Raw genomic sequence first — 20565 nt, 5'->3', positions numbered from 1 at the left:
CTCAGAATGTCGGAATGTCGCCGGTCGGGATGGCCACAGGTGCGCCGGTCGCTTCGGTAAGCTCGGCAATACTCACCCCTTGGGCAAGTTCGGCAAGCGCAAACCCACCCGGTGTGATGTCGATCACCGCCATGTCAGTGAACACGCGCGCCACGCAGCCGCGCGCGGTCAGCGGCAGGCCGCAATCGGTTTTCAGCTTGGGATTACCCGCGCGGTCGGTATGGGTTGAAAGCACGATCACGCGCCGCGCCTTTTGGGCCAGTTCGATCGCGCCGCCCGGCCCCGGGGAAAATTTGCCGGGTACTTTCCAGTTGGCAAGATCCCCAGCCTGACTGACTTCGAAAGCCCCGAGCATGGTCAGATCCAGCCGCCCCGACCGAACCAGAGCAAAGCTCACCGCGCTATCAAAGAAGGACGAACCCGGTATGGTCGAGACATAGGCCCCGCCCGCGTCAATCAGGTTCCGGTCGGCCCGGTCCGGCGACAGGGTTGGGCCAATGCCCGCAAGCCCGTTTTCGGTATGCAGGCAGACCGGGAAATCGGCGGCCAGATGGTTCACCACTTGGGTCGGCAGGCCGATCCCCAGATTCACCACCATGCCCGGTGCGATTTCAAGTGCGGCCCGGGCGACCATGCGGTTTCTAGCGTCGGACAATGGCGTATTCCTCGCTAATCTCGGTGAGTTCGACAACGTGATCGACGAAAGGCCCCGGCGTATGGACCTCGTCTGGGGACAAGCCCCCCATCGGCAAAACCTGTTCGGCCTCCGCAACCACGCGGGTTGCAGCCATGGCCATCAGCGGGTTGAAATTGCGCGCGGTGGCAACGTAATCGAGATTGCCGAACGCATCGGCGCGGTCAGCGTGGATCAGAGCGACGTCGGCGCGTAGCGCGGTTTCGACGATGTAGCGTTTACCGTCGATTTCCAGCCGCTGTTTGCCGTGGGCCAATTCGGTGTCTTCTGCGATATCGGTGAGAATACCGCCCAGCCCTGCCCCACCGGCCCGCACGCGTTCGGCCAGTATACCCTGCGCGTTGAATTCTACCTCCAGACGGCCTTCATTCATCTGTGCGATGGCGCGCGGATTAAGGCCGATATGGGTGGTGATCAGCCGCGCGACCTGCCCCGAGGCCAGCAAATGATCCACGCCCATATCTGTCTCGTTCGCGTCATTCTTGATCACCGTCAGGTTCCGCGCCCCTTGCCGCACCAGTTCGTGGATCAGTGTGAAAGGCGTGCCGGGCACCCCGAAGCCGCCGATCATCACCGTGGCACCGTCGGATATTCCGGCAAGCGCGTCTTCAATCGCGGTGGTCTTGTCAGGCAGTCTCATGCGACGGCCTCCGAACCGGTGCCGAGTCCCGCAAAGCCGGCCCCGTCAAGCGCCATCGGGACATCGTCCGCCTGCGCGGTGAACCCCAGCCGGGCATAGAAGGACCGGGCCGCATCGTTATGGCCGTGCGTGGTCAGTGCCATGTAACACGCGCCCCAGCCACGTCGTGCGTGATCCGCCACGGCAGCAAGTAAACGCGCGCCCAGCCCCTGACCGCGCGCGTCGGGCGCGGTCCACAGGTCCTGTACATATACCCCGGGTTGCCCACGTGTGCTGGAATAGTGCCGGAAAAACAGCGCGATGCCAGTGGCATGGCTGTCCTGTTCCGCAATCATGGTTTGAAACAGCGCCGCTGGACCAAAGCCGTGGGCGCGGACCGTGTCGGGTGTAGACGCAAAGCGAGCGCCATCACCGGTTTCATCCGCCAACCGGGCGAGCATCGCCACGATCGCCGGGGCATCAGCGGGACTGGCAACCCGGATCGTCATGCCGATGGCTCCACCTCAAGACCGGCACCGGCGGCGAAGGCATCCAGACTGTCGGTTAGAAGGGCCATCATTTCGTCGATCTGGGCTTCGGTGATGATCAGTGGCGGGGCAAGCAGGAAATGATCGCCCGCCGCGCCACCACGGGTGCGGCGCGAATAAATTATGAGTCCACGTTCATAAGCCAGCTCTACCAGCTGCGAAAACGCGTTCAGCCCCACCGGCAGCGGTTCCATCGTGTCCCGGTCAGAAACGAATTCGAAAGCGGTGAGCAAGCCCTTGCCACGGACGTCGCCGATGAACGGATAGCGTGCCATCAACCCGCGCATACGGGCGATCAACACGTCGCCCATCGCGGCGGCATTGGCGACCAGCCCCTGCGCTTCGATTTCTTCCAGCACCGCAAGCCCCGCCGAACAGGCCATCGGATTGCCGGCATAGGTAAACCCATGCTGGAACCCACCTGCATCAAGGATCGGATCGACGATCCGGGTGCCCGCCACGGTCGCGCCGAGCGGCGCATAACCCGATCCGAAACCTTTGGACATCGCGACGATATCGGGCGTGATCCCCCAATGTTCGGCAGCAAGGAAACGTCCGGTGCGGCCCACCCCTGTCATCACCTCGTCATAGATCAGCACCACACCGAATTCGTCGCAGATTTCGCGGATGCGGCCGTAATAACTGTCGGGCGCAACCAATGCGCCGGTCGATGCGCCCCCCACCGGTTCCATGATGAAGGCCAGAACCGTATCGGGGCCTTCGGACAGGATCTTGTCGCGCAGCATTTCGGCGTATTTCAGACCGCGTTCATGTTCAGTCAGATTGTCGCGGTCAAGATAGGTGGCCGGTGCCGGGATCTTTGGCATACCGCGCATCATCGGCGCGAAGGGCCGTGTCAGCGGATCATATCCGGTCAGGTCCAGCGCCCCAAGCGTGCAGCCGTGGTAAGACGGAAAGCGGGAAATCACCTTCCAGCGGCTCGCCTCATTTTGGGTAATTTTGTACTGTCGCGCCAGTTTTACCGCGCTTTCCACCGCTTCGGAGCCACCCGAAACGAAAAACACACGATCCAGACCTTCCGGCATCATCTGCGCGGTCTTGGCTGCCAGATTTTCCGATGCTTCGGTACGGAAATGCAACCGGTACCCGAAGGTCGCCTTGTCCATTTGCGCCTTCATCTTGGCGAGAACGCGCGGATTGGAATGGCCGATATTGGATACCATCGCGCCCGACGAACCGTCGATGTAACGTTTGCCCGACTGGTCAAACAAATAGATACCTTCGCCCCGGTCCAGAAACGGACGGGGATTGCGCGATTGATAGAAAAGATGGGATGGCTGGTCGTTCACTTTGCACCTGCAAGATGTTTGCGCAGAAATTCGCGGGTTCTGTCCTGATCGGGATTGCGGAATATCTTTTCGGGCGGGCCTTCTTCGACCACGACCCCCTGATCCATGAACAAGACCCGGTCGCAGACCGAGGCCGCGAAATCCATTTCATGGGTGACGATGATCATCGTCATATGTTCTTCGGCGAGTTTTTTCATCACCAGGTTCACTTCCTCGACCAGTTCCGGGTCGAGCGCCGAAGTCGCTTCGTCGAACAGCATAACCTTGGGCTTCATCGCCAGCGCGCGCGCAATGGCGACGCGCTGTTTCTGACCGCCGGACAGCTGCGATGGATAGTAATCAATACGTTCCAGCATACCGACCTTGTTCAGCTGCTCTTCGGCCAGCTTGTTGGCCTCTTCCTCGTTGATCCCTTTCAGAAGCTTCGGCGCCAGCGTGATGTTGCCGCGCACAGTCAGATGCGGGAACAAGTTGAAGTGCTGGAACACCATGCCGATATTCTGGCGCACTTCGTTGATATGCTTTTCATACTGGCGATGCGGCAGGTCCTTGTTGATCTGTGTATCTTCCAGCCAGATTTCGCCGCCCGTCAGCGGATCGAGGTCGTTGATCGCACGCAGCAAAGTGCTTTTGCCCGATCCCGATGGCCCGATGATCGCGACGATTTCGCCGCGTTGCACTTGCAGGCTGATATCCTTGAGAACTTCAAGAGTGCCATAGCTTTTTTGAGCATGCCGGATATCGACGAAGGGTTTTTGGTCAGTCATCATTTTGATCTCCATCGCCGTCAGCGCGCGGCCTGAATCTTGCGTTCGATGCGGCGCAGAACGGCCTCCATCCCGAGGTTGATGATGTAATAGAACACGGCCGCCAGTACGTAGAATTCAAACGGCCGGTAGGTACGCCCGATGGCCAGCTGGGCCGACAGGGTGAGTTCCGACACCCCGATCACCGACACCAGCGCCGAGTCCTTTAGCAGCGCAATCATGTTGTTGCCGATGGGCGGGATCACGTCGCGCACCGCTTGCGGCACCACGACTTTGCGCAGGGCCTGCCCTCGGCTCAGCCCCAACGTGCGGGCGGCTTCCATCTGACCCTTGTCAACGGCCAGGATACTGGTCTGAATGAGTTCGGAATTATAAACCGCGAAATGCAGCCCCAACCCGATCACACCCGCGACAAAGGCTGGCAGGTCGATACCGATCTGCACCAGTCCGAAATAGATCAGGAACAATTGCAGCAGCAGCGGCGTGCCCATGAACAGCCATGCAAAGGCGCGGAACGGCAGCCGCACCAGAACCGGGCCATAAAGCGCGATCACCGCAAAGACTATACCGCCGAAAAAGCTTACCAGCGCCGATGCGACGGTAATCGCGATGGTCCACAACGCGCCGAGCATGACAACGTCGAGGTATTTCGGAATGACCGTGAAATCCAGCCCCATATCGTTTCTCCCTCTGCCTCGCGCCGCTCAGACGATGCGCGCTTTGCGGTCGAGCCAGGCAATGCCGCGGCCAGTGATGTAGATGATGATCATGTAGAGAACGCCCGAGATCAGGAACATCTCGAAGGGTTTGTAGGTCGACCCGATATAGCGCTGAGCGGTGTAGGTCAGCTCGATCACCGAGATCGCGGCAACCAGCGCGGTGCCCTTGATCAACGCGTTGATGTTCACCCCCAAAGGCCGGATCATCAGACGTGCGGCCTGCGGCAGGATCACGTAACGCATACTGAGATAGCGGCTCATGCCAAGAGTACGTGCCGCTTCGGCCTGTCCTTTGTCGATGGCGATGATCGCGCCGCGAATGGTTTCGGTCATGTAGGCACCGATATTGACGCCCAACCCGATCACCCCCGCCTCGAAGGCGTCAAGCTGAATGCCGATCTGAGGACCGCCGAAATAGAGGATAAAAAGCTGAATCAGCGCGGGAGTGCCGCGGATGAAGCTGACATATGTGACGCCGATGATGCGCAAAACACGCAACCGCGACAACCGCGCCGCCGCCCCAAGCGCCCCACAGATCAACCCCAGGATCGTGGTGAGCACCGAAAGCTCAATTGTGACCCAGGCCGCCTTTATGAAATAGGGGTAGACCTTCAGCATCAGTTCGACATCCATCGGCCCGTCCTTCCCTTAGTGATGATCTTTGCGTTCGAGGATCGGCAGGGCGCGGATTTCGCGCACCAGCGCCGTCGTTTCCTCGACCGCGGCTTCAAGAAATTTCCGCCCGGTTTCGGCATCGGCGACGGTTGGGTCGCCCATGGTGCCGTCGGGCGAGGCCTCGGACCACCAGCGCATCAGCATCGCCTTGCCGCCGCCCTTGGCTAGGTCGAGATTGAAGAATTTGGTGTCCGGATCGTGCAGGTTCTGGTTCGTTGCCTTGCTCAGATCGACCAGTTCGGGGTGCAGATGCATATACATCGCGGCCTCGAATTCGCCCGCGTGGGCAATGCCACCGACCTCGGAATTGCGCAGTGCGTTGATCCGGTCGCTGCACAGGTTCCAGTAAGAAGCGGACACGCAGATGATACCGGTTTCGATCACCGTCTTGCGCGCTGCAAGGTCCAGTACAGGGTGATTGGACCCGTGCGAATTCAGCAACAGAATGCGGCGGAACCCGTGATGGGCCAGCGATTTCGTCACGTCGGTGACAAAGGCGATCAGGGTTTCCGGCTGAATCCAGATAACGCCGGGAAAATCCTTGTGATGTTCATTGAACCCATAGGCAATGGGCGGCATGACCAGCACCTCTTCGGGTGCCATGTCCGCCACACCATTGGCCACCGCCATGCCCAGCACCGTATCGGTGTCGAGCGGCATATGCGGCCCGTGATCTTCGGTCGCGGACACGTTGAGGATGACGACGCGGTCCTTGTCAGCGTCGCGCACCTCTTCCCAAGTCAGTTTACCATATTCGGTTTGCATTTCGCCCACACCTCTGGGGATGGCGCGCCGGATCACCGGCGTGCCACAGGCTTCCAAGATGAATTCAGAGAATTCAGCGGATGTCGCCGCCGACCCATTTTTCGGCGATCTTGAGGTAGGTGCCGTCTTCCATCATCGAATCCAGCGCGGCCTGCATTTCGGCTGCGAGCTTGGGATTGCCTTCGCGGATGGCGATACCGGCACCGAAAGCTTCGGTTTCGAGATCGGGCAGCATCACGAAGTCATAGCCGTTTTGCTTCATCGCGAGGATCGCGGCGATCGAGTCATTGGCAATGACGTCAACGCGGCCATTCTGCAATTCAAGCAGAAGCTCGGGCAGACCTTTGTAGGTGCGCACGTTGTAGCCTTGTTCGCGGGCCCATTCTTCGTGGGTTTCGCCAAGGGTGACGCCCATTTTCGCATCGCCCAGCTGCGATACGCTGGTGATGCCGCTGTCGGGTTTGGTGAAAACCGCGCGTTTGGTCGAATAGTAAGGGCCAACGAAATCGACCACTTCGTCACGCTCTTCGGTGATTGTCATGGAACCGACGATGGCGTCGTATTTGTTTGCCAGAAGACCGCCGATGATGCCGTCCCATGCGGTGGTGACGATTTCCGCCTCAAGCCCCATGCGCTTGGCAATCTCGGTGCCGATCGCAGGGTCGAACCCGACGACTTCGTTTTTATCATTGACGAAATTGAACGGAGGATAGGCGCCCGACATGGCGATCCGCATCACGCCCTTTTCCTTCAGCGTGTCCAGTTCGTCGGCCATTACCGGCGCGGTGATCATGATGCCGCCCAGAGCAAGACTGCCCGCGGCAATTGCGGTTTTCAAAAGGGTTCTGCGCTTGGTCATTTTTTCTCTCCCATTGGTTTCTCTATTTTTGTAGCTCGGTCTGGGTCTTTGCCAGACGCGAGGTGGCGGCTTTACACCTTGTCGAAAAGGCTTGCATGGGGCCACATCATCATGCAAATAAATAATACAAATTCTAATTATCGTTGAAATCTATAATGAAGCCCTATGAACAACGATTTCCCTGGCAGCTTGACTGGAATCTTCTGCGCACATTCATGGTTGTGGTGGAACAGCGCGGCATTTCCCGAGCTGCCGATTTCCTAGGGCTGAAACAACCGACGATTTCGTCTGCTCTCAAGCGGCTGGAACAGGCAATGGGGCAGCGCCTGATCATTCGAAAACCCAATGAATTCAAAGTGACGCGTGCGGGGCAGATCCTCTATTCGGAATGCTCTTCTATCTTTGGGTCGGTATCGCAACTGCCAGCGCTTCTGGAAGTCTCCACCGAGGAATTGCGCGGCCATATCTCGGTAGCGATCGCCAGCCATGTTATTTCGGATCATTTCGATGATGTGCTGCATGAATTCGCCAGGCGGCACCCAAAGGTGACCTTCTCTTTCACCGTCGCAGAAAGCGAAGAAGTCGCGGCGAGGATCAGTCAGAACCGTACCAGCATCGGGATATGCCTGTTGCCGCAGATTCCCCTGAACCTGAAGGCAACGGTATTGTACCGGGAATATTTCGGCCTGTTCTGCGGCCCTCGCAACCGTCTGTTCGACCGCGAGGAAATTGCGCTTGCCGATCTGGCGGGCGAACCATCCGTGTCGTTTCAAACCGAAACCGAAAATGGTCCGCTGGAACCGGTCGCCCGGCTCAGGGCGCGGGCAAAGATTGCAACGGGATGGCGCGGCGTATCATCGAACCTGCACGAATTGCGACGGATGATCGTGGCAGATATCGGCATCGGCGCCCTGCCCCTGCATGTCGCCGCGCGGGACGTCGAGCGCGGGCGCCTGCGACAGATGCCGCCCTATGATGACCTTCCGTTGGTGAATATCTACATTCTGACCAACCCGGCCCGTCGGTTGTCAGATGCCGAAGCGACATTCCTGACGATATGCGAAGAAACAATCGCCAGCGTGGATTTGCAAGAGCGGACTTATCACTAAAAATGACGTGGCCAGTTCTCTGACAAGCCTGCCCCGGGTCAACGTAAGGCGATAACAGGCTGGCAAATCCGGACCTGGAATTTTTCTACTATGATTTGAAAACTTGGCTTTACGATCCGCGTCAAGTCATGCTCATATTCGCCAGAATGAATACTAAATATTTCCTGTCCGCCATTTGACCTGAAAGAGAACGCTGAATGTCGAAAGCGATCCGATTACTCTCTCGCCTCCTTGCTGTTAGCCTCCCGATAACATTCGGGGCATTGACTGTTGCATATTCGGGCAACTTGGCTCAGCCGCCGGCTGCGGAACAAAGCAAGCGGCCACCGACCGCAGTCCGGGTATTAACAATGACCCCGGTCGATCTGGTCCCGCGCGTCAGCGGATTCGGCATTGCGGAACCCGCACGCGAATGGCGTGCAATCGCACGGGTCGAAGCCGAAGTTGTCGAAACCGCGCCCGATCTGGCCAATGGCAAAACCGTGGATGCCGGCGCAGTCCTGTTGCGGCTTGATGATACCGATCTGAAACTGGCATTGGCGCAGATCGACGCGCAGTTGGCGGCACTTGCGGTCAAGGATCAGACGCTCGCAGCCAGCCTCGACATAGCCAGCGCCGATCTTGATTTGAGCCGCGGCGAACTGGACCGACAGAAATCGCTGGCCCAAGAAGGCGTGTCGACCCAAGCCAGGGTGGACACCGCCCGGCGGGCCGAACTGTCGGCGCGCAGCAAGGTGGTCGAGGTTGAAAGCCAGTTGTCGCTGAACGCCGCCGAACGCAACGTATTGAAGGCACAGCAGGCCGCAGTGGCGCGGTCGCTGGAATTCACCAAAATCACGGCCCCTTATGACATCCGCATCGGCGAAGTGTCTGCCGAGTTGGGTCAGGTGGTGAACCGCGGGCAGACCCTTTTGACTGCCGAAGGATTGGACGCCACGGAAATCGCGGCTCAATTTTCGATGGGCCGGATCGGGCCGTTGTTGCGGGCGGTGGGCGACGGCGCAACTGTCCTTGACCTGAAGGCCAAGGTGCGTTTGGCCGCGCCGGGCCATTCGGTGATGTGGAACGCAAAAATCGACCGCATCGGCGAAGCGATTGATCCGCGAACACAAAGCACCGCCATCGTTGTTCGGGTCGAAGACCCTTATGAGCAGGCCGAGGCGGGCGCACGTCCTCCGCTGCGGCGCAACACCTTTGTCGAAGTCATCCTGATGGCGCCCAAACGCCCCGCGCTGATTGCACCGCTGGATGCGGTGCGGGGTGGCAAGGCGCTAGTCGTATCGTCCGAGGGCACGCTCGAAAATCGGGATGTTACGATTGGCTATACTATCGGCGATATCGCGGTTGTCAGCGACGGATTATCCGAGGGCGACAAGCTGGTCGTAACCGATCCCGCCATCGCCGTGCCGGGAATGACGGTCAAGCCGATGGAAGATAAAAAACTGGCCGCCCAGATCGCGCTGGCGGCCAGTGGCCAGGGCAAGGGTTCCAAGCAATGATCCGTCTGTTTGCCGTTCATCCCACTGCGGCCAATATCCTGATGTTGGCGCTTCTGGTTCTGGGCATCGCCGCAGTACCAACCTTGCAGCGCGATACGTTCCCGGTGACGCCGCCGTCCGAAGTGGAAATCCGCATCGCCTATCCAGGTGCATCGCCCGCCGAAGTGGAAACCGGCATCTGTCAGGTAGCCGAGGACCCGCTGCGCGCCGTCGACAATCTTGACGAACTATCCTGCCTGTCGCGCGACAACATGGCCGTAATCGTCGCCGTGATGGTGGAAGGCGCGGACATGACCCGGTTTCATAACGACCTGAAGGCTGCGGTGGATGCAATCGGACAATTCCCTGACCGCGCGGACGATCCGGTCACCCGGATCGTGGAACGGGTGGCCTCGGTCGCGTCAATTGCCGTGACCGGACCGGAGGACCCAAAGGTTTTGCTGTCTTATGCAGATATGCTGGCGGAACAGTTGAAAGCCGACCCACAAATTTCGCAGGTCAGCATCGCAGGGTTCTCGGACCGCGAGATCGCCATCGAATTTGACGCTGCCATGCTACAACGCCACGGGCTGAGCATTGCCGATATCGTTCCAATTCTGACCCGCGACAGTCTTGACGTTCCTGCGGGCACGCTTGCAGGGCGTCAGGGCGAAGCATCGATCCGTTTTCTGGGCGAAAAGAGAACTATCGGCGAATTTGCTGCCATCCCGCTGACCGGGTCGACCAGCGGCGCCGAAATCCGGCTGGGCGAAGTTGCAACGATCCGCGAAGAATTTTCCGATCCCGCCCAGGCCGCCTATTACAATGGTGCCCGCGCAGCGATCGTGCAGGTCAACAAAACCGCCGCGCAGGATTCGCTACGGGTCAAGGCGGCGCTGGATAAGGTCATGACCCAGGCCCAAGCCGTTGCCCCAGGCAATATAGAGCTGGCGATTTCGCAGGATTCCACGCTGAACACCCGCGACCGTCTGCGCATCATCGGGGTAAACGGCATTCAGGGTCTGGTTCTGGTGCTGGCCGTGATGTGGCTGTTTTTCGGCTTCCGCTTTTCTTTCTGGGTCGCGATGGGCCTGCCGGTGTCATTCCTCGGAACCATATTCATGATGCAGCTTCTGGGCTATACCATCAACATGATGACGATGGTCGCGTTGCTGGTGGCGATCGGGCTGTTGATGGACGATTCCATCGTGATTTCGGAAAACATCGTGCGCCGCCGTCAGGCCGGCGAACGCGCAATTGACGCGGCCGTCAATGGTGCCCGGCAAGTGGCGCCGGGCGTGGTGGCGTCGTTTCTGACCACGGTGATGATTGTTGGCCCGCTCAGCTTCATGGATGGGCAAATTGGCGCGGTGCTAAAATACATACCCATCGTTCTGGTGATCACGCTGATCGTCAGCCTGTTCGAAGCCTTCCTGATCCTGCCCCACCATATGCGGCATTCGCTCAAGGGCGATCTGCGGCCTAACCGTGTATCGCGCTTGGTGAACGGTGCCTTCGACGGGCTGCGTGATCGCGTGGTTGTACCGCTGTCAGGACTGAGCCTGCGCTATCGCTATTTCACGCTGGGGCTGGCAGGGTTTCTGATCCTGATATCGCTGGCGCCTTATACGGGCGGTTTCATTAAGTACCAAAGCTTTCCGCAGCTCGAAAGCGACACGGTTGAAGCCCGGCTGCTGCTGGTGCAGGGATCGCCGTTGGGCCGGACCGAACAGCGCGTTGCCAAAGTGGTCGCCGCACTGGACAAGCTAAATTCGGAACTGACCCCCGATCAGCCCGACGAACAGCCCCTGATTCAAAGCTATACCGTGACCTACAGCGCCAATGCCGACACCCCGGAAACCGGGGCTCACATGGCCACAGTCAGCGCCAAGCTGCTGCCCGCTGGCGTACGCGACACCCAAGTCACCCAGATCGTCGACCGATGGAAAAAACTGGTCGGCCCGATGCCGGATATGGCAGCCTTCCGCATCACGGACAAGGAACGCGGGGCTGGCGGCAAACCGATCGACATCCGCCTGCAAGGCGACGATCTGGACCAGCTTCGCACCACGGCAAAGGAAATGCGGAAATTTTTCCGTTCCTTCGCGGGGGTGCGTGATGTCACCTTCGATCTGCAACCGGGCAAGGCCGAATTCATCATCACGATGCGCCCGGAAGCAGCCTCTGCGCTTGGTGTGACGGCGCAGGATGTGGCGACGCAACTGCGCGCGGGCTTCCGCGGGGATACCCCGCTGGAGGTGCGCGACGGGCTTGGCCCGCTGGATGTCGTCGCCCGCCTTGCGGCCACCAACCGCATGAGCATGCAGGACATCCTCGATCTGCGTATTCCCGGCACTGGTGGTGCCTTGGTGCCCCTTACAGCGGTTGCCGATGTCAAACAGGGGCGCGGTTTTGCAGTGATCAACCGTGTTGATGGTCAGCGTACGGTCGCGGTTCAGGGGGCTATCAACCCAGCCGTGGCAAATTCGCGTGAACTGATGGCGGCGTTGAAGGCGGACTACCTGCCCGGGCTGGCCGAAAAACGTCCCGGCGTGTCGGTCAGCATTTTGGGCGAAGCCGAGGATACCGCGACCACCGGATCGTCGCTGGCCCGCAATATGGCAATCGGGTTGATCGGGGTCTACCTGATCCTGGCCTTCCAGTTCCGCAGCTTTATACAGCCCGTGGTCGTGATCGCGGCAATCCCGCTCAGCCTGATCGGGGTGATGTGGGGGCATATGGCGCTGGGGATGCAGATATCCCTGCCCAGCCTTGTCGGTCTGGCGACACTTGCCGGTGTCGTGGTGAACGATTCGATCCTGCTCGCCGCATTCATGAAGGACCGCTTTGCACAGGGCGAAGACATGCTCGTCGCCGGACAAGAAGCCGTCCGCGACAGGTTCCGCTCGATCTTCCTGACCTCGCTGACCACCGTTGTAGGACTTGGCCCGTTGCTGCTGGAACAAAGCACGCAAGCGCAGTTCCTGCGCCCCATCGTGGCAAGTCTGGCCTTTGGGTTGACCGGGGCCACTCTGCTGGCCCTGTTCGTCACCCCTGCAACGCTTGCAATCCTGTATGACCTTGGATTGGTCCGGCGGGAAAATCAGACAAAGGATACATTTGGACAGGACGATACCGCCGAATCTGGTCCATCGCTTATCTGATCCTGACAATAAGCAGGCCGTTGGGTAGGAATCCGAGAGACGGTCGCAATGCAGCCTGTTCGCCTGCGCAAGGGCAGATCAGGCAATCCGCAGGGGTTGCCGCTTGCGGCCCCAGTCGCCCGGTGGGCCGTCGATCACCCCCGAAAACGCGGCGCCGCAGCTGCGGCAGTGGCCGTCATCGGTCAGGGCCCAGTCCGACAGCCGGTACCAGTCGCGGCCGATCACCTGTTCGCCGCAACCGCTGCAATAGCTTGACTGCCCGTCCTTGTGATGGGTGTTGCCGACATAGACATGGTTCACACCAGCCGCCTTGGCGATGTCGCGCGCGCGCAGCAGGGTTTCCTGCGGCGTGGCGGGCACGTCAGGCATCCGGTGGTCGGGGTGGAAGGCGGAAAAATGGATCGGCACGTCTTGGCCAAGCCGGTCCACCACCCATTCCGACATCTCGGTCAGTTCCCGGTCGCTGTCGTTCCAGCCCGGGATCAGCAGCGTCGTCAGTTCGACCCAGCAATCGGTTTCTTTTACCACGTATTCGATCGTTTCCAGAACAGGAGCCAGATGCGAGGCAGTGAGCTTGTGATAAAACGCCTCGCTGAACGCCTTCAGGTCGATATTGGCCGCGTCCATGTGAGCGAAAAATTCCTCGCGCGGTTCCGCGTTTATGTACCCGGCGGTCACTGCCACGCTTCGAATGCCCCGCGCGTGACAGGCCTGCGCGATGTCCACCGCGTATTCGTGGAAAATCACCGGGTCGTTATAGGTAAAGGCGACCGAGGCCGCACCAGCCTGCGCCGCCGCATCCGCGATCATTTCGGGCGTGGCGTGATCGGTCAGGCTGTCGACTTCACGGCTGGTGGAAATCTCGTGGTTCTGGCAGAACTTACAGGCCAGATTGCACCCGGCCGTGCCAAAGCTCAGCACCGGGGTTCCGGGTAGAAAATGGTTCAATGGCTTCTTTTCGATCGGGTCGACGCAGAAGCCGGAAGATCGATTATAGGTGTCGAGCACGATGCGTTGCCCCTCCGCCTTGCGAACAAAGCACAGGCCGCGCTGCCCCGGTTTCAAGGCACAGTAGCGCGGGCATAATTCGCATACGAGCCGCCCGTCTTCGGGCCGGGACGACCAAAAACGTGCTGTGTTCAAGCTGACCCCTCCAAATTTTGTGATCACAAACTATATAGGGATCAATCGCCCCTGTGGTAGGGCGCTGCAACAATAGGTGAACCATGTCCGAGCGCGGTTGCCGTTTCGCCGGCACTTTCTTCCCTGCCGATCCCACCGCCCTCGCAGCCGAGGTCAAGGCGCATCTGGGATCGGCCACTAGCGTTTCCGCGGCAGCGCCACGCGCCATCGTCGCCGCTCATGCCGGATATGCCTATTCAGGCCGATTTGCCGGGCTGTCCTATGGCGCGGTGACCTGGACGCCTGCGCGCGTGGTGGTATTATCGCCATCGCACCGGTATCCGTTCCGCGGCATCGCCTTTCCGTCGCAGGACGTGTTTTCGACACCGCTTGGGCCGCTGCGCATCGACCGGATCGCATGTACGATGCTGACTGAGGCGGGCCTCGCGCATGAAAAAGACGCGGCACATGACAACGAACACGGTATCGAAACCCAGCTCCCTTTCATTCGCGCGCTCTGGCCCGAGGCACAGATAGTACCACTGGTCTGTGGTGATGTGCCTGCCACGCAGGTCGCTACAACAATCGATGCTCTGGCAAGTCCGGAAACCCTGTTTGTGCTGTCTTCCGATCTAAGCCATTTCCTGTCCCAGTCCGAGGCCCGTGAGAAAGATGCCGAAACTGCGCGTCTGCTGGAAATGGGCGCGGCCGCTGAATTGACCCCATCCCATGCCTGCGGTTCCAAAGGTCTACAGGGCTGGCTGTTGTCACAGGCCGGTCAGGGGACCAAGGCCCTGAGACTTGGCATGGGCGACAGTGCAGACGTCAGCGGGGATCGATCCCGCGTTGTTGGCTATGGCGCCTGGGCCTTCTATCCGATCGACACTGCGATGCTGAACGACGGATCGCGCGCGGAATTACTGGACCTTGCGCGGAACGCGATCACCAGGCGGGTGGCACGAAGCCAATCGAACACCCCTGCCCCTAATCGCACCGCTGTTGCGTTGCAAACCCGTGCCGCCAGCTTTGTCACCCTAACACTGAAGGGACAGTTGCGCGGCTGCATCGGGTCGGTTGTGCCGCATCGGGCATTGGCCGAGGACGTTGTCGAAAACGCCATCGGTGCGGCAACCCGCGATCCGCGATTTCCACCCGTCACAGCGACAGAGCTGCCCGCAATGCGGATCAAGCTGGCGGTTCTCAGCAAAGCGCAAAAGATCCAGTTCAGCAATGAACAAGAAGCACTATCGCGGGTCACACCCGGTTTGGATGGTCTGATCCTGTCCTCGGCTGGACGCCGCGGTGTCCTGTTACCAGCCGTCTGGGAAAGCCTGCCCGATCCCCGCGAGTTCCTCGACACGCTAAAGCTCAAGGCTGGCCTTGAGCGGGACCACTGGTCAACGGAATTGATTCTGCAACGGTTTCGGGTAGAAAGCTTCTCGGATCTCGAAGTGACGGCCTGATACCCCGCCTCCTGCGCCCGAACATGCCGGTTTGGTGCGAAAATCCAACTCTGGTTGGACCGAAACTTCGGGCGGAGCGACCTATTTCCTACCGGTAGAAAAGCCGCTAAAGGTCGCGGCGCTGGTCGCGGATTTTCTGAAGGGGTCCCATGGAACCGACTGACATTATCCTGATCGGGCTGGCCTTTGCCGCCGGTGGCATCATCAAGGGCGCTGTCGGGGCGGGTGCGCCGCTGCTGGCAGTGCCGCTTATGGTGCTGCTGCGCGATGTCCAGTTTGCCGTCGCCGTTTTCGTTCTGCCAAATATCGTTCCCAACCTGTGGCAGTTTCTGAAATACCGGCGCGCGATCACCGCACCACGCTTCACCATCGGTTTCGCTCTGGCCGGTGGCGTTGGGGCCGGTCTGGGCACTGTCGCTCTGGCCGGGTGGCGGCCTGATGTGCTGATGCTGATCGTGGCGGTTGCGCTGATCGCTTACATCACCTTCCGGCTGGCCCGTCCCGCCTGGCAATTGCCCTGGCCGCTGGCCCGGCATCTGGCGGTGCCGGTGGGCATCGTGGCCGGGGCCTTGCAGGGGACATCGGGCCTGTCAGCCCCGATTTCGCTGACTTTCCTCAACGCGATCCGGCTGGAACGCGAAATGTTCATCGCCACGGTGGCATTGTTTTTCATCGCGCTTGGCGTGACTCAGCTGCCGGTTCAGTTGGCTTATGGTATCATGACGACGGAACGTTTCATCTACAGCATACTGTCGCTGATCCCGTTGATCGGCTTCATGCCGGTCGGCGCATGGATCGGGCGTCACCTGTCGCGCGCGGTGTTCGACCGGCTGACCCTGCTCATTCTTGCGGTTCTGGCGTTCAAGATCGTTTTCGACACCCTCACATAATGGCCGTGGAAGCCGCGCGGACAGACTGGTAGAAACACCAAAGAAAGCGCCCGACCTCGCGCAAACAGGAGAACAGGATATGGCTGATAAAGACTATGACGATATCCCCGGAACCTTTGTCTTCGATGCGGACAGATCGCGCGAAGGCTACTGGCTGAATCAGTTTTGCATCTCGCTTCGGCTTGAGAAGAACCGTCAGGCGTTCCGCGACGATCCAGAAGAGTACATGACGCGCTATGCGATGACCGACGAACAGAAACAGGCCGTGCGCGATCGCGCGTGGAACCACCTGTTGGAGCTGGGCGGCAACATCTACTACACCTCGAAACTGGCTTCGTTTGACGGGATCACCTTTCAGGACCTTGCAGCCAAAATGACAGGTATGGCGCGCGAAGATTATCGCGACATGATGTTGCATGGCGGACGTTCCATCGAGGGCAATCGGTCGAAATCCGAATGGGAGAAAGAATAATGGCGAAAATCACCGCAGGTATAGGATGTTCGCACGTGCCCGCCATTGGCGTGGCGATGGACACCCACATCACCGAACAACCCTATTGGCAACCGGTCTTCAAGGGGTTCGAATTCAGCCGCGAATGGTGCAAGGAAAACAAACCCGATGTGATTTTCCTGGTCTATAACGACCACTGCACGGCGTTCGACGCCTCTTGCATCCCGACTTTCGCGCTTGGCTGCGCCGCCGAATTCGCCCCTGCGGACGAAGGCTGGGGACCGCGCCCAGTGCCGGTGGTCAAGGGACATCAGATGCTTGCCAGCCATATTGCGCAATCGGTGATCCTGGATGAATTCGACCTGACCATCATGAACGAGATGGAAGTCGACCACGGATTGACGGTGCCATTGTCGGTGATGTTCGGCGAAATCCCGCAGGATGGCGCATGGCCCTGCCCGGTCATTCCGCTGGCGGTGAATGTGGTGCAATACCCGGCCCCGACCGCGAACCGCTGCTACAACCTTGGCAAGGCGATCCGTCGTGCCATCGACAGCTACCCCGAGGATCTGAATGTCCATATCTATGGCACCGGCGGCATGAGCCACCAGCTTCAGGCCGAACGCGCCGGGCTGATCAATGCCGATTGGGACCGGAACTTTCTCGACATGATCGCGAACGATCCCGACAAGGCGCGGCAGATCAGCCATCTGGAATTCCTGCGCGAAACCGGGTCCGAAGGGATCGAAATGGTGATGTGGCTGGTGATGCGCGGCGCGCTGGACGACAAGGTGACCGAAGTACACCGCCACTATCACGTCCCGGCATCCAATACCGCGGTGGGGCATATTATCTTGGAAAACCACGATTGATAGCGGGATTGGCTGGAGGCGCGATGGTCTGCGCCGCCAGCCAATCGCCGTCACGTAACCCATGACGGCTGAACCACGCGGTCAGGTATCTTCGAAATAGGCCTGAGTACCGCGGGCTTCGACAGATTCGGCGATCCGGCGCAACCCGTGAACATAAGCGGCTTCGCGCATCGACAGGTTCATTTCATTATGCAGCGCCCAGACCGCCTGGGTTTCGGTTTCCATCGTGGTCTTGAGGTGATCTCGAACACGCGATTCATCCCAGTAGAAACCGGACCGGTTCTGCACCCATTCCAGATGTGAAACCGTGACGCCGCCGGCATTGGCCAAAATGTCGGGCACGATGATGTGACCGGCCTCGGTCAACGACTTGTCGGCCTCCGGGGTAAGCGGCCCGTTGGCCATTTCCAGAATGACACGGGCCTTGATCCGGTCGCAGTTTTCAGCCGTGATCTGCCGTTCAAGTGCGGCGGGCACCAGAACATCGCACTCCAGTTCCAACAGTTCGGCGTTGGTAATGTTTTTTGTTTTGCCGTGCCCCTTGGCACCTTTGACGCTACCGGTCTCGTGCTTGTGCTGCATGACCGCCAACGGATCGAGACCCGCGGGATCGTAAATTCCGCTCGAGGAATCACTGATACCGACGATCTTGTAGCCGTCGGCATGCAAAAGCTTAGCACAATGATACCCCACGTTTCCGAAACCCTGGATTACAACGGTGGACTTGTCCGGTTCGAGGTCGAGCGATTTTTCCAGATGGCGTAGCGCGATATATCCGCCGCGTGCGGTGGCGTCGACGCGCCCGACGGTACCGCCAAAGGCCAGCGGCTTGCCGGTAATGGCCGTTGGAGAGGCCTGCCCGGTGATCGAACTGTATTCATCCGACATCCACGCAATCACGATCCCATTGGTATACATATCCGGCGCCAGAATATCGCGGTCGGGTCCGATGAACGGGGCAAAAGCTTCGATATAGGCGCGGCTGAGCCGCTCAAGCTCGTTCGCTGACAGCTGTTTCGTGTCGACGCAAACGCCGCCCTTACCACCCCCGAATGGCAGGTTCGCCACGGCGCATTTGAAGGTCATCCAGAATGACAGCGTTTCGATTTCATCGAGCGATACATTGGGGTGGAAGCGCACGCCGCCCTTGGTCGGGCCACGCCGGTCGTTGTATCTGCACCGCCAGGCTTTGAATGAACGACGGCTGCCGTCATCCATCCGGATCAGCAGGCTGATGGCCAATGTTTCACGCGGCCATTTCAGTTCTTCGTAGACGTCGGGGTGGATATTGAGCTGATCACAGGCATTGCGCAAGTTTTCACGGGCGTTTGCCAGCATGACCCGCAGCGGTTTTTTGGTCTCTTCGGGGATGTTTTTTTCGATTGCCATTGCCTCATCTTTCTTTTTGCCGGTCTGGTTCAGACATCAGGGGAATTTCCCGACCCCATCGATCCACGACCTGTTATGTCGTCTCATAGGCGCCTTGATCACCGCCAGTGTTGCGCTTCGCCACACGACCTTCAAGATGTCGAAACGCTTTTTACGAAACCGGCGGCAATTGAAACGCATCGCCCAAGATGCCGGGACACCGCCGCGACTCTGTGCGATGCAAAAGATCAGTCGGTCCAAGAAAGCAAACGCCCGGCCCCTCCTTCGCAAGGAAAAGAGACAGATTGAAACCGGCATCCAACAGTTGGTGTTGACTAGCGGATAAAAATTCCGCCGGATCATTCTAATCTGTTGCGGTTGAGTTTCCTTTTCGAACCTGCTGCTATCGACAAACCGATTGCGTTGGCGATCTCACTTTCGGCTGCGCTCACACGTGAGAGGGCTATTGACTTAAAGCAAAACAACCGCGTTAAGTTAATATACTAATTGGTCAAATAACTATAAATCGAGGCCATGATACCACTTCAACGGGAGAAATCCCGATCAATGAATTTGCAGAGCACAAGTTCTGCCCGTTTCCAACAGGGAGAGAAAAAAAATGACCTCTTTCACGCGATATTTCCTGCGCGGCATGGCCGCCTCGGCGTTGATTCTAACCACTGCGGCCTCTGCCTCGGCCTTTACGGCCTGCCAGGTCACCGATACCGGCGGGATTGACGATAACAGCTTCAATCAGACCGCCTGGAAGGGCGTGCTGGACGCACAGGAAAAGCTGGGGGTCGAGGGCCGTTACCTCGAGTCACAAGCCGAATCCGATTACGAGGCGAACGTCAATTCGCTTCTGGGCGGCCAGTGCGACGTGATCTTCACCATCGGCTTCCTGCTGGGCGACGCGACCGCCAACGCGGCCAAAGCGAATCCCGATCAGAAATTTTCCATCGTGGACTTTGCCTATGACCCGACGATCCCGAACGTCCTGGGTCAGGTTTACGCAACCGATCAGGCCGCGTTCCTTGCTGGCTACCTGTCGGCTGGGATGACCAAAACCGGTATCGTCGGCACCTTCGGCGGCATCAACATTCCGCCTGTGACCATTTTCATGGACGGTTTCGCGGCCGGGGTTGGATATTATAACGAACAGAAGGGCACCACCGTGCAAGTGCTGGGCTGGAACCCGGAAAGCCGTGAAGGCCTGTTCACCAACAACTTTGAATCGCTGGATGACGGGCGCGCCTATGCGCAGAACCTGTATGACGAAGGTGCCGACATCGTGTTGCCGGTTGCTGGCCCTGTCGGACTTGGGTCTGCCGCACTGGCAGACGAGCTGGGCACCGAGGCGCTTAAGATCGTCGGCGTGGATGCCGACCTTTACCTCACCGATCCGGCAAAGAAACATGTCTATCTCACCTCGATCATGAAGCGTATGGATTCGACCGTCTACCAAGTGACGGAAACGACCATGAAGGGTGAATTCGAAGGCGGCGTGATCGTCGGCACCTTGGAAAATGGCGGGGTCAGCCTGGCCCCCTATCATGACATGGCAGACATGATCCCCGAAGACCTGAAAGCCGAGGTCGAAGCAATCAAGCAAGGCATCATCGACGGCTCCATCAAAGTCGGAGGCTAAGACCAAAACCCCGGCGCGCCCGTTTTCGGAATGGCGCGCCGGTC

General features: G+C 59.2%; 19 protein-coding genes. 8 read left to right on the top strand and 11 right to left on the bottom strand.

Going from position 1 to position 20565, the window contains the following annotated elements; all coding sequences use genetic code 11:
* Nucleotide 1: 1 nt before the first annotated feature.
* The 9 genes from VOI23_RS15260 to VOI23_RS15220 form a co-directional block, all read right to left on the bottom strand.
* Complete coding sequence (locus VOI23_RS15260) at nucleotides 2-655, bottom strand: 3-oxoacid CoA-transferase subunit B (protein WP_323785794.1); 654 nt, start codon at nucleotides 653-655, stop codon at nucleotides 2-4.
* On the bottom strand, nucleotides 642-1334 hold the full coding sequence (locus VOI23_RS15255; protein ID WP_323785792.1) for a CoA transferase subunit A: 693 nt from the start codon (nucleotides 1332-1334) through the stop codon (nucleotides 642-644). Before VOI23_RS15255 ends, VOI23_RS15260 begins: the two co-directional genes overlap by 14 nt.
* Nucleotides 1331-1822: a GNAT family N-acetyltransferase gene (locus VOI23_RS15250; RefSeq protein WP_323785791.1), complete on the bottom strand. Its 492-nt coding sequence runs from the start codon at nucleotides 1820-1822 to the stop codon at nucleotides 1331-1333. The genes VOI23_RS15255 and VOI23_RS15250 overlap by 4 nt, the downstream gene beginning before the upstream one ends.
* Complete coding sequence (locus VOI23_RS15245; RefSeq protein WP_323785790.1) at nucleotides 1819-3171, bottom strand: aspartate aminotransferase family protein; 1353 nt, start codon at nucleotides 3169-3171, stop codon at nucleotides 1819-1821. Before VOI23_RS15245 ends, VOI23_RS15250 begins: the two co-directional genes overlap by 4 nt.
* Nucleotides 3168-3938 carry an amino acid ABC transporter ATP-binding protein gene (locus VOI23_RS15240; RefSeq protein WP_323785911.1) on the bottom strand — a complete coding sequence of 257 codons (771 nt, stop codon included), beginning with the start codon at nucleotides 3936-3938 and terminating at the stop codon, nucleotides 3168-3170. Before VOI23_RS15240 ends, VOI23_RS15245 begins: the two co-directional genes overlap by 4 nt.
* Before the next feature lie 20 nt (nucleotides 3939-3958).
* Nucleotides 3959-4615, bottom strand: a complete 657-nt coding sequence (locus VOI23_RS15235; RefSeq protein WP_323785789.1) for an amino acid ABC transporter permease — start codon at nucleotides 4613-4615, stop codon at nucleotides 3959-3961.
* 27 nt (nucleotides 4616-4642) lie between these two features.
* Nucleotides 4643-5290, bottom strand: a complete 648-nt coding sequence (locus VOI23_RS15230; protein WP_323785788.1) for an amino acid ABC transporter permease — start codon at nucleotides 5288-5290, stop codon at nucleotides 4643-4645.
* 15 nt (nucleotides 5291-5305) lie between these two features.
* On the bottom strand, nucleotides 5306-6097 hold the full coding sequence (locus VOI23_RS15225; protein ID WP_323785787.1) for a creatininase family protein: 792 nt from the start codon (nucleotides 6095-6097) through the stop codon (nucleotides 5306-5308).
* A gap of 73 nt (nucleotides 6098-6170) precedes the next feature.
* Entirely contained in the window at nucleotides 6171-6956 is a 786-nt protein-coding gene (locus VOI23_RS15220; RefSeq protein ID WP_323785786.1) for a transporter substrate-binding domain-containing protein, read from the bottom strand.
* Between the two features lie 155 nt (nucleotides 6957-7111).
* Between VOI23_RS15220 and VOI23_RS15215 the strand changes: the two genes are divergently transcribed.
* The 3 genes from VOI23_RS15215 (at nucleotide 7112) to VOI23_RS15205 (ending at nucleotide 12707) form a co-directional block, all read left to right on the top strand.
* Nucleotides 7112-8065: a LysR family transcriptional regulator gene (locus VOI23_RS15215; protein WP_323785785.1), complete on the top strand. Its 954-nt coding sequence runs from the start codon at nucleotides 7112-7114 to the stop codon at nucleotides 8063-8065.
* A gap of 350 nt (nucleotides 8066-8415) precedes the next feature.
* On the top strand, nucleotides 8416-9564 hold the full coding sequence (locus VOI23_RS15210; RefSeq protein ID WP_323785784.1) for an efflux RND transporter periplasmic adaptor subunit: 1149 nt from the start codon (nucleotides 8416-8418) through the stop codon (nucleotides 9562-9564).
* Nucleotides 9561-12707 (top strand): efflux RND transporter permease subunit, encoded by a 3147-nt coding sequence (locus tag VOI23_RS15205; protein ID WP_323785783.1) that lies wholly within the window; start codon nucleotides 9561-9563, stop codon nucleotides 12705-12707. Before VOI23_RS15210 ends, VOI23_RS15205 begins: the two co-directional genes overlap by 4 nt.
* 78 nt (nucleotides 12708-12785) lie before the next feature.
* Here VOI23_RS15205 and amrS read toward each other — a convergent pair whose 3' ends face one another.
* Nucleotides 12786-13850, bottom strand: coding sequence for an AmmeMemoRadiSam system radical SAM enzyme (gene amrS / locus VOI23_RS15200; RefSeq protein ID WP_323785782.1), 1065 nt, complete (start codon nucleotides 13848-13850; stop codon nucleotides 12786-12788).
* Between the two features lie 83 nt (nucleotides 13851-13933).
* On the opposite strand from amrS, the gene amrB reads away from it, so the two are divergent.
* From amrB to VOI23_RS15180, 4 genes are all read left to right on the top strand, one after another.
* Nucleotides 13934-15292 (top strand): AmmeMemoRadiSam system protein B, encoded by a 1359-nt coding sequence (gene amrB / locus VOI23_RS15195; RefSeq protein WP_323785781.1) that lies wholly within the window; start codon nucleotides 13934-13936, stop codon nucleotides 15290-15292.
* A gap of 149 nt (nucleotides 15293-15441) precedes the next feature.
* Nucleotides 15442-16182 carry a sulfite exporter TauE/SafE family protein gene (locus VOI23_RS15190; RefSeq protein WP_323785780.1) on the top strand — a complete coding sequence of 247 codons (741 nt, stop codon included), beginning with the start codon at nucleotides 15442-15444 and terminating at the stop codon, nucleotides 16180-16182.
* Nucleotides 16183-16261: 79 nt separating this feature from the next.
* Nucleotides 16262-16654, top strand: a complete 393-nt coding sequence (gene ligA / locus VOI23_RS15185; protein ID WP_323785778.1) for a protocatechuate 4,5-dioxygenase subunit alpha — start codon at nucleotides 16262-16264, stop codon at nucleotides 16652-16654.
* Nucleotides 16654-17505, top strand: a complete 852-nt coding sequence (locus VOI23_RS15180; protein WP_323785777.1) for a class III extradiol dioxygenase subunit beta — start codon at nucleotides 16654-16656, stop codon at nucleotides 17503-17505. The genes ligA and VOI23_RS15180 overlap by 1 nt, the downstream gene beginning before the upstream one ends.
* A gap of 81 nt (nucleotides 17506-17586) precedes the next feature.
* Here the strand turns inward: VOI23_RS15180 and VOI23_RS15175 are convergent, their stop codons facing one another.
* Nucleotides 17587-18894: a Glu/Leu/Phe/Val dehydrogenase gene (locus tag VOI23_RS15175; protein WP_323785776.1), complete on the bottom strand. Its 1308-nt coding sequence runs from the start codon at nucleotides 18892-18894 to the stop codon at nucleotides 17587-17589.
* A 598-nt stretch (nucleotides 18895-19492) separates the two neighbouring features.
* On the opposite strand from VOI23_RS15175, the gene VOI23_RS15170 reads away from it, so the two are divergent.
* Nucleotides 19493-20521, top strand: a complete 1029-nt coding sequence (locus VOI23_RS15170) for a BMP family ABC transporter substrate-binding protein (RefSeq protein WP_323785774.1) — start codon at nucleotides 19493-19495, stop codon at nucleotides 20519-20521.
* The last annotated feature ends 44 nt before the right edge of the window (nucleotides 20522-20565 follow it).

Source organism: Thalassovita sp., assembly GCF_034670005.1.
In the GTDB taxonomy this organism is placed as follows: Bacteria; Pseudomonadota; Alphaproteobacteria; order Rhodobacterales; family Rhodobacteraceae; genus Thalassobius.
Note: the sequence above shows the minus strand (reverse complement) of the source record. Positions and strands in the feature narration are given on the sequence as shown.

Excerpts from the sequence above, each read along its gene's own strand:
- VOI23_RS15255 (WP_323785792.1), bottom strand. The coding sequence starts at position 1,334 with ATGAGACTGCCTGACAAGACCACCGCGATTGAAGACGCGCTTGCCGGA.
- VOI23_RS15250 (WP_323785791.1), bottom strand. The coding sequence starts at position 1,822 with ATGACGATCCGGGTTGCCAGTCCCGCTGATGCCCCGGCGATCGTGGCG.
- VOI23_RS15240 (WP_323785911.1), bottom strand. The coding sequence starts at position 3,938 with ATGACTGACCAAAAACCCTTCGTCGATATCCGGCATGCTCAAAAAAGC.
- VOI23_RS15235 (WP_323785789.1), bottom strand. The coding sequence starts at position 4,615 with ATGGGGCTGGATTTCACGGTCATTCCGAAATACCTCGACGTTGTCATG.
- VOI23_RS15230 (WP_323785788.1), bottom strand. The coding sequence starts at position 5,290 with ATGGATGTCGAACTGATGCTGAAGGTCTACCCCTATTTCATAAAGGCG.
- VOI23_RS15225 (WP_323785787.1), bottom strand. The coding sequence starts at position 6,097 with ATGCAAACCGAATATGGTAAACTGACTTGGGAAGAGGTGCGCGACGCT.
- VOI23_RS15220 (WP_323785786.1), bottom strand. The coding sequence starts at position 6,956 with ATGACCAAGCGCAGAACCCTTTTGAAAACCGCAATTGCCGCGGGCAGT.
- VOI23_RS15215 (WP_323785785.1), top strand. The coding sequence starts at position 7,112 with ATGAAGCCCTATGAACAACGATTTCCCTGGCAGCTTGACTGGAATCTT.
- VOI23_RS15210 (WP_323785784.1), top strand. The coding sequence starts at position 8,416 with ATGACCCCGGTCGATCTGGTCCCGCGCGTCAGCGGATTCGGCATTGCG.
- VOI23_RS15205 (WP_323785783.1), top strand. The coding sequence starts at position 9,561 with ATGATCCGTCTGTTTGCCGTTCATCCCACTGCGGCCAATATCCTGATG.
- amrB (WP_323785781.1), top strand. The coding sequence starts at position 13,934 with ATGTCCGAGCGCGGTTGCCGTTTCGCCGGCACTTTCTTCCCTGCCGAT.
- VOI23_RS15190 (WP_323785780.1), top strand. The coding sequence starts at position 15,442 with ATGGAACCGACTGACATTATCCTGATCGGGCTGGCCTTTGCCGCCGGT.
- ligA (WP_323785778.1), top strand. The coding sequence starts at position 16,262 with ATGGCTGATAAAGACTATGACGATATCCCCGGAACCTTTGTCTTCGAT.
- VOI23_RS15180 (WP_323785777.1), top strand. The coding sequence starts at position 16,654 with ATGGCGAAAATCACCGCAGGTATAGGATGTTCGCACGTGCCCGCCATT.
- VOI23_RS15175 (WP_323785776.1), bottom strand. The coding sequence starts at position 18,894 with ATGGCAATCGAAAAAAACATCCCCGAAGAGACCAAAAAACCGCTGCGG.
- VOI23_RS15170 (WP_323785774.1), top strand. The coding sequence starts at position 19,493 with ATGACCTCTTTCACGCGATATTTCCTGCGCGGCATGGCCGCCTCGGCG.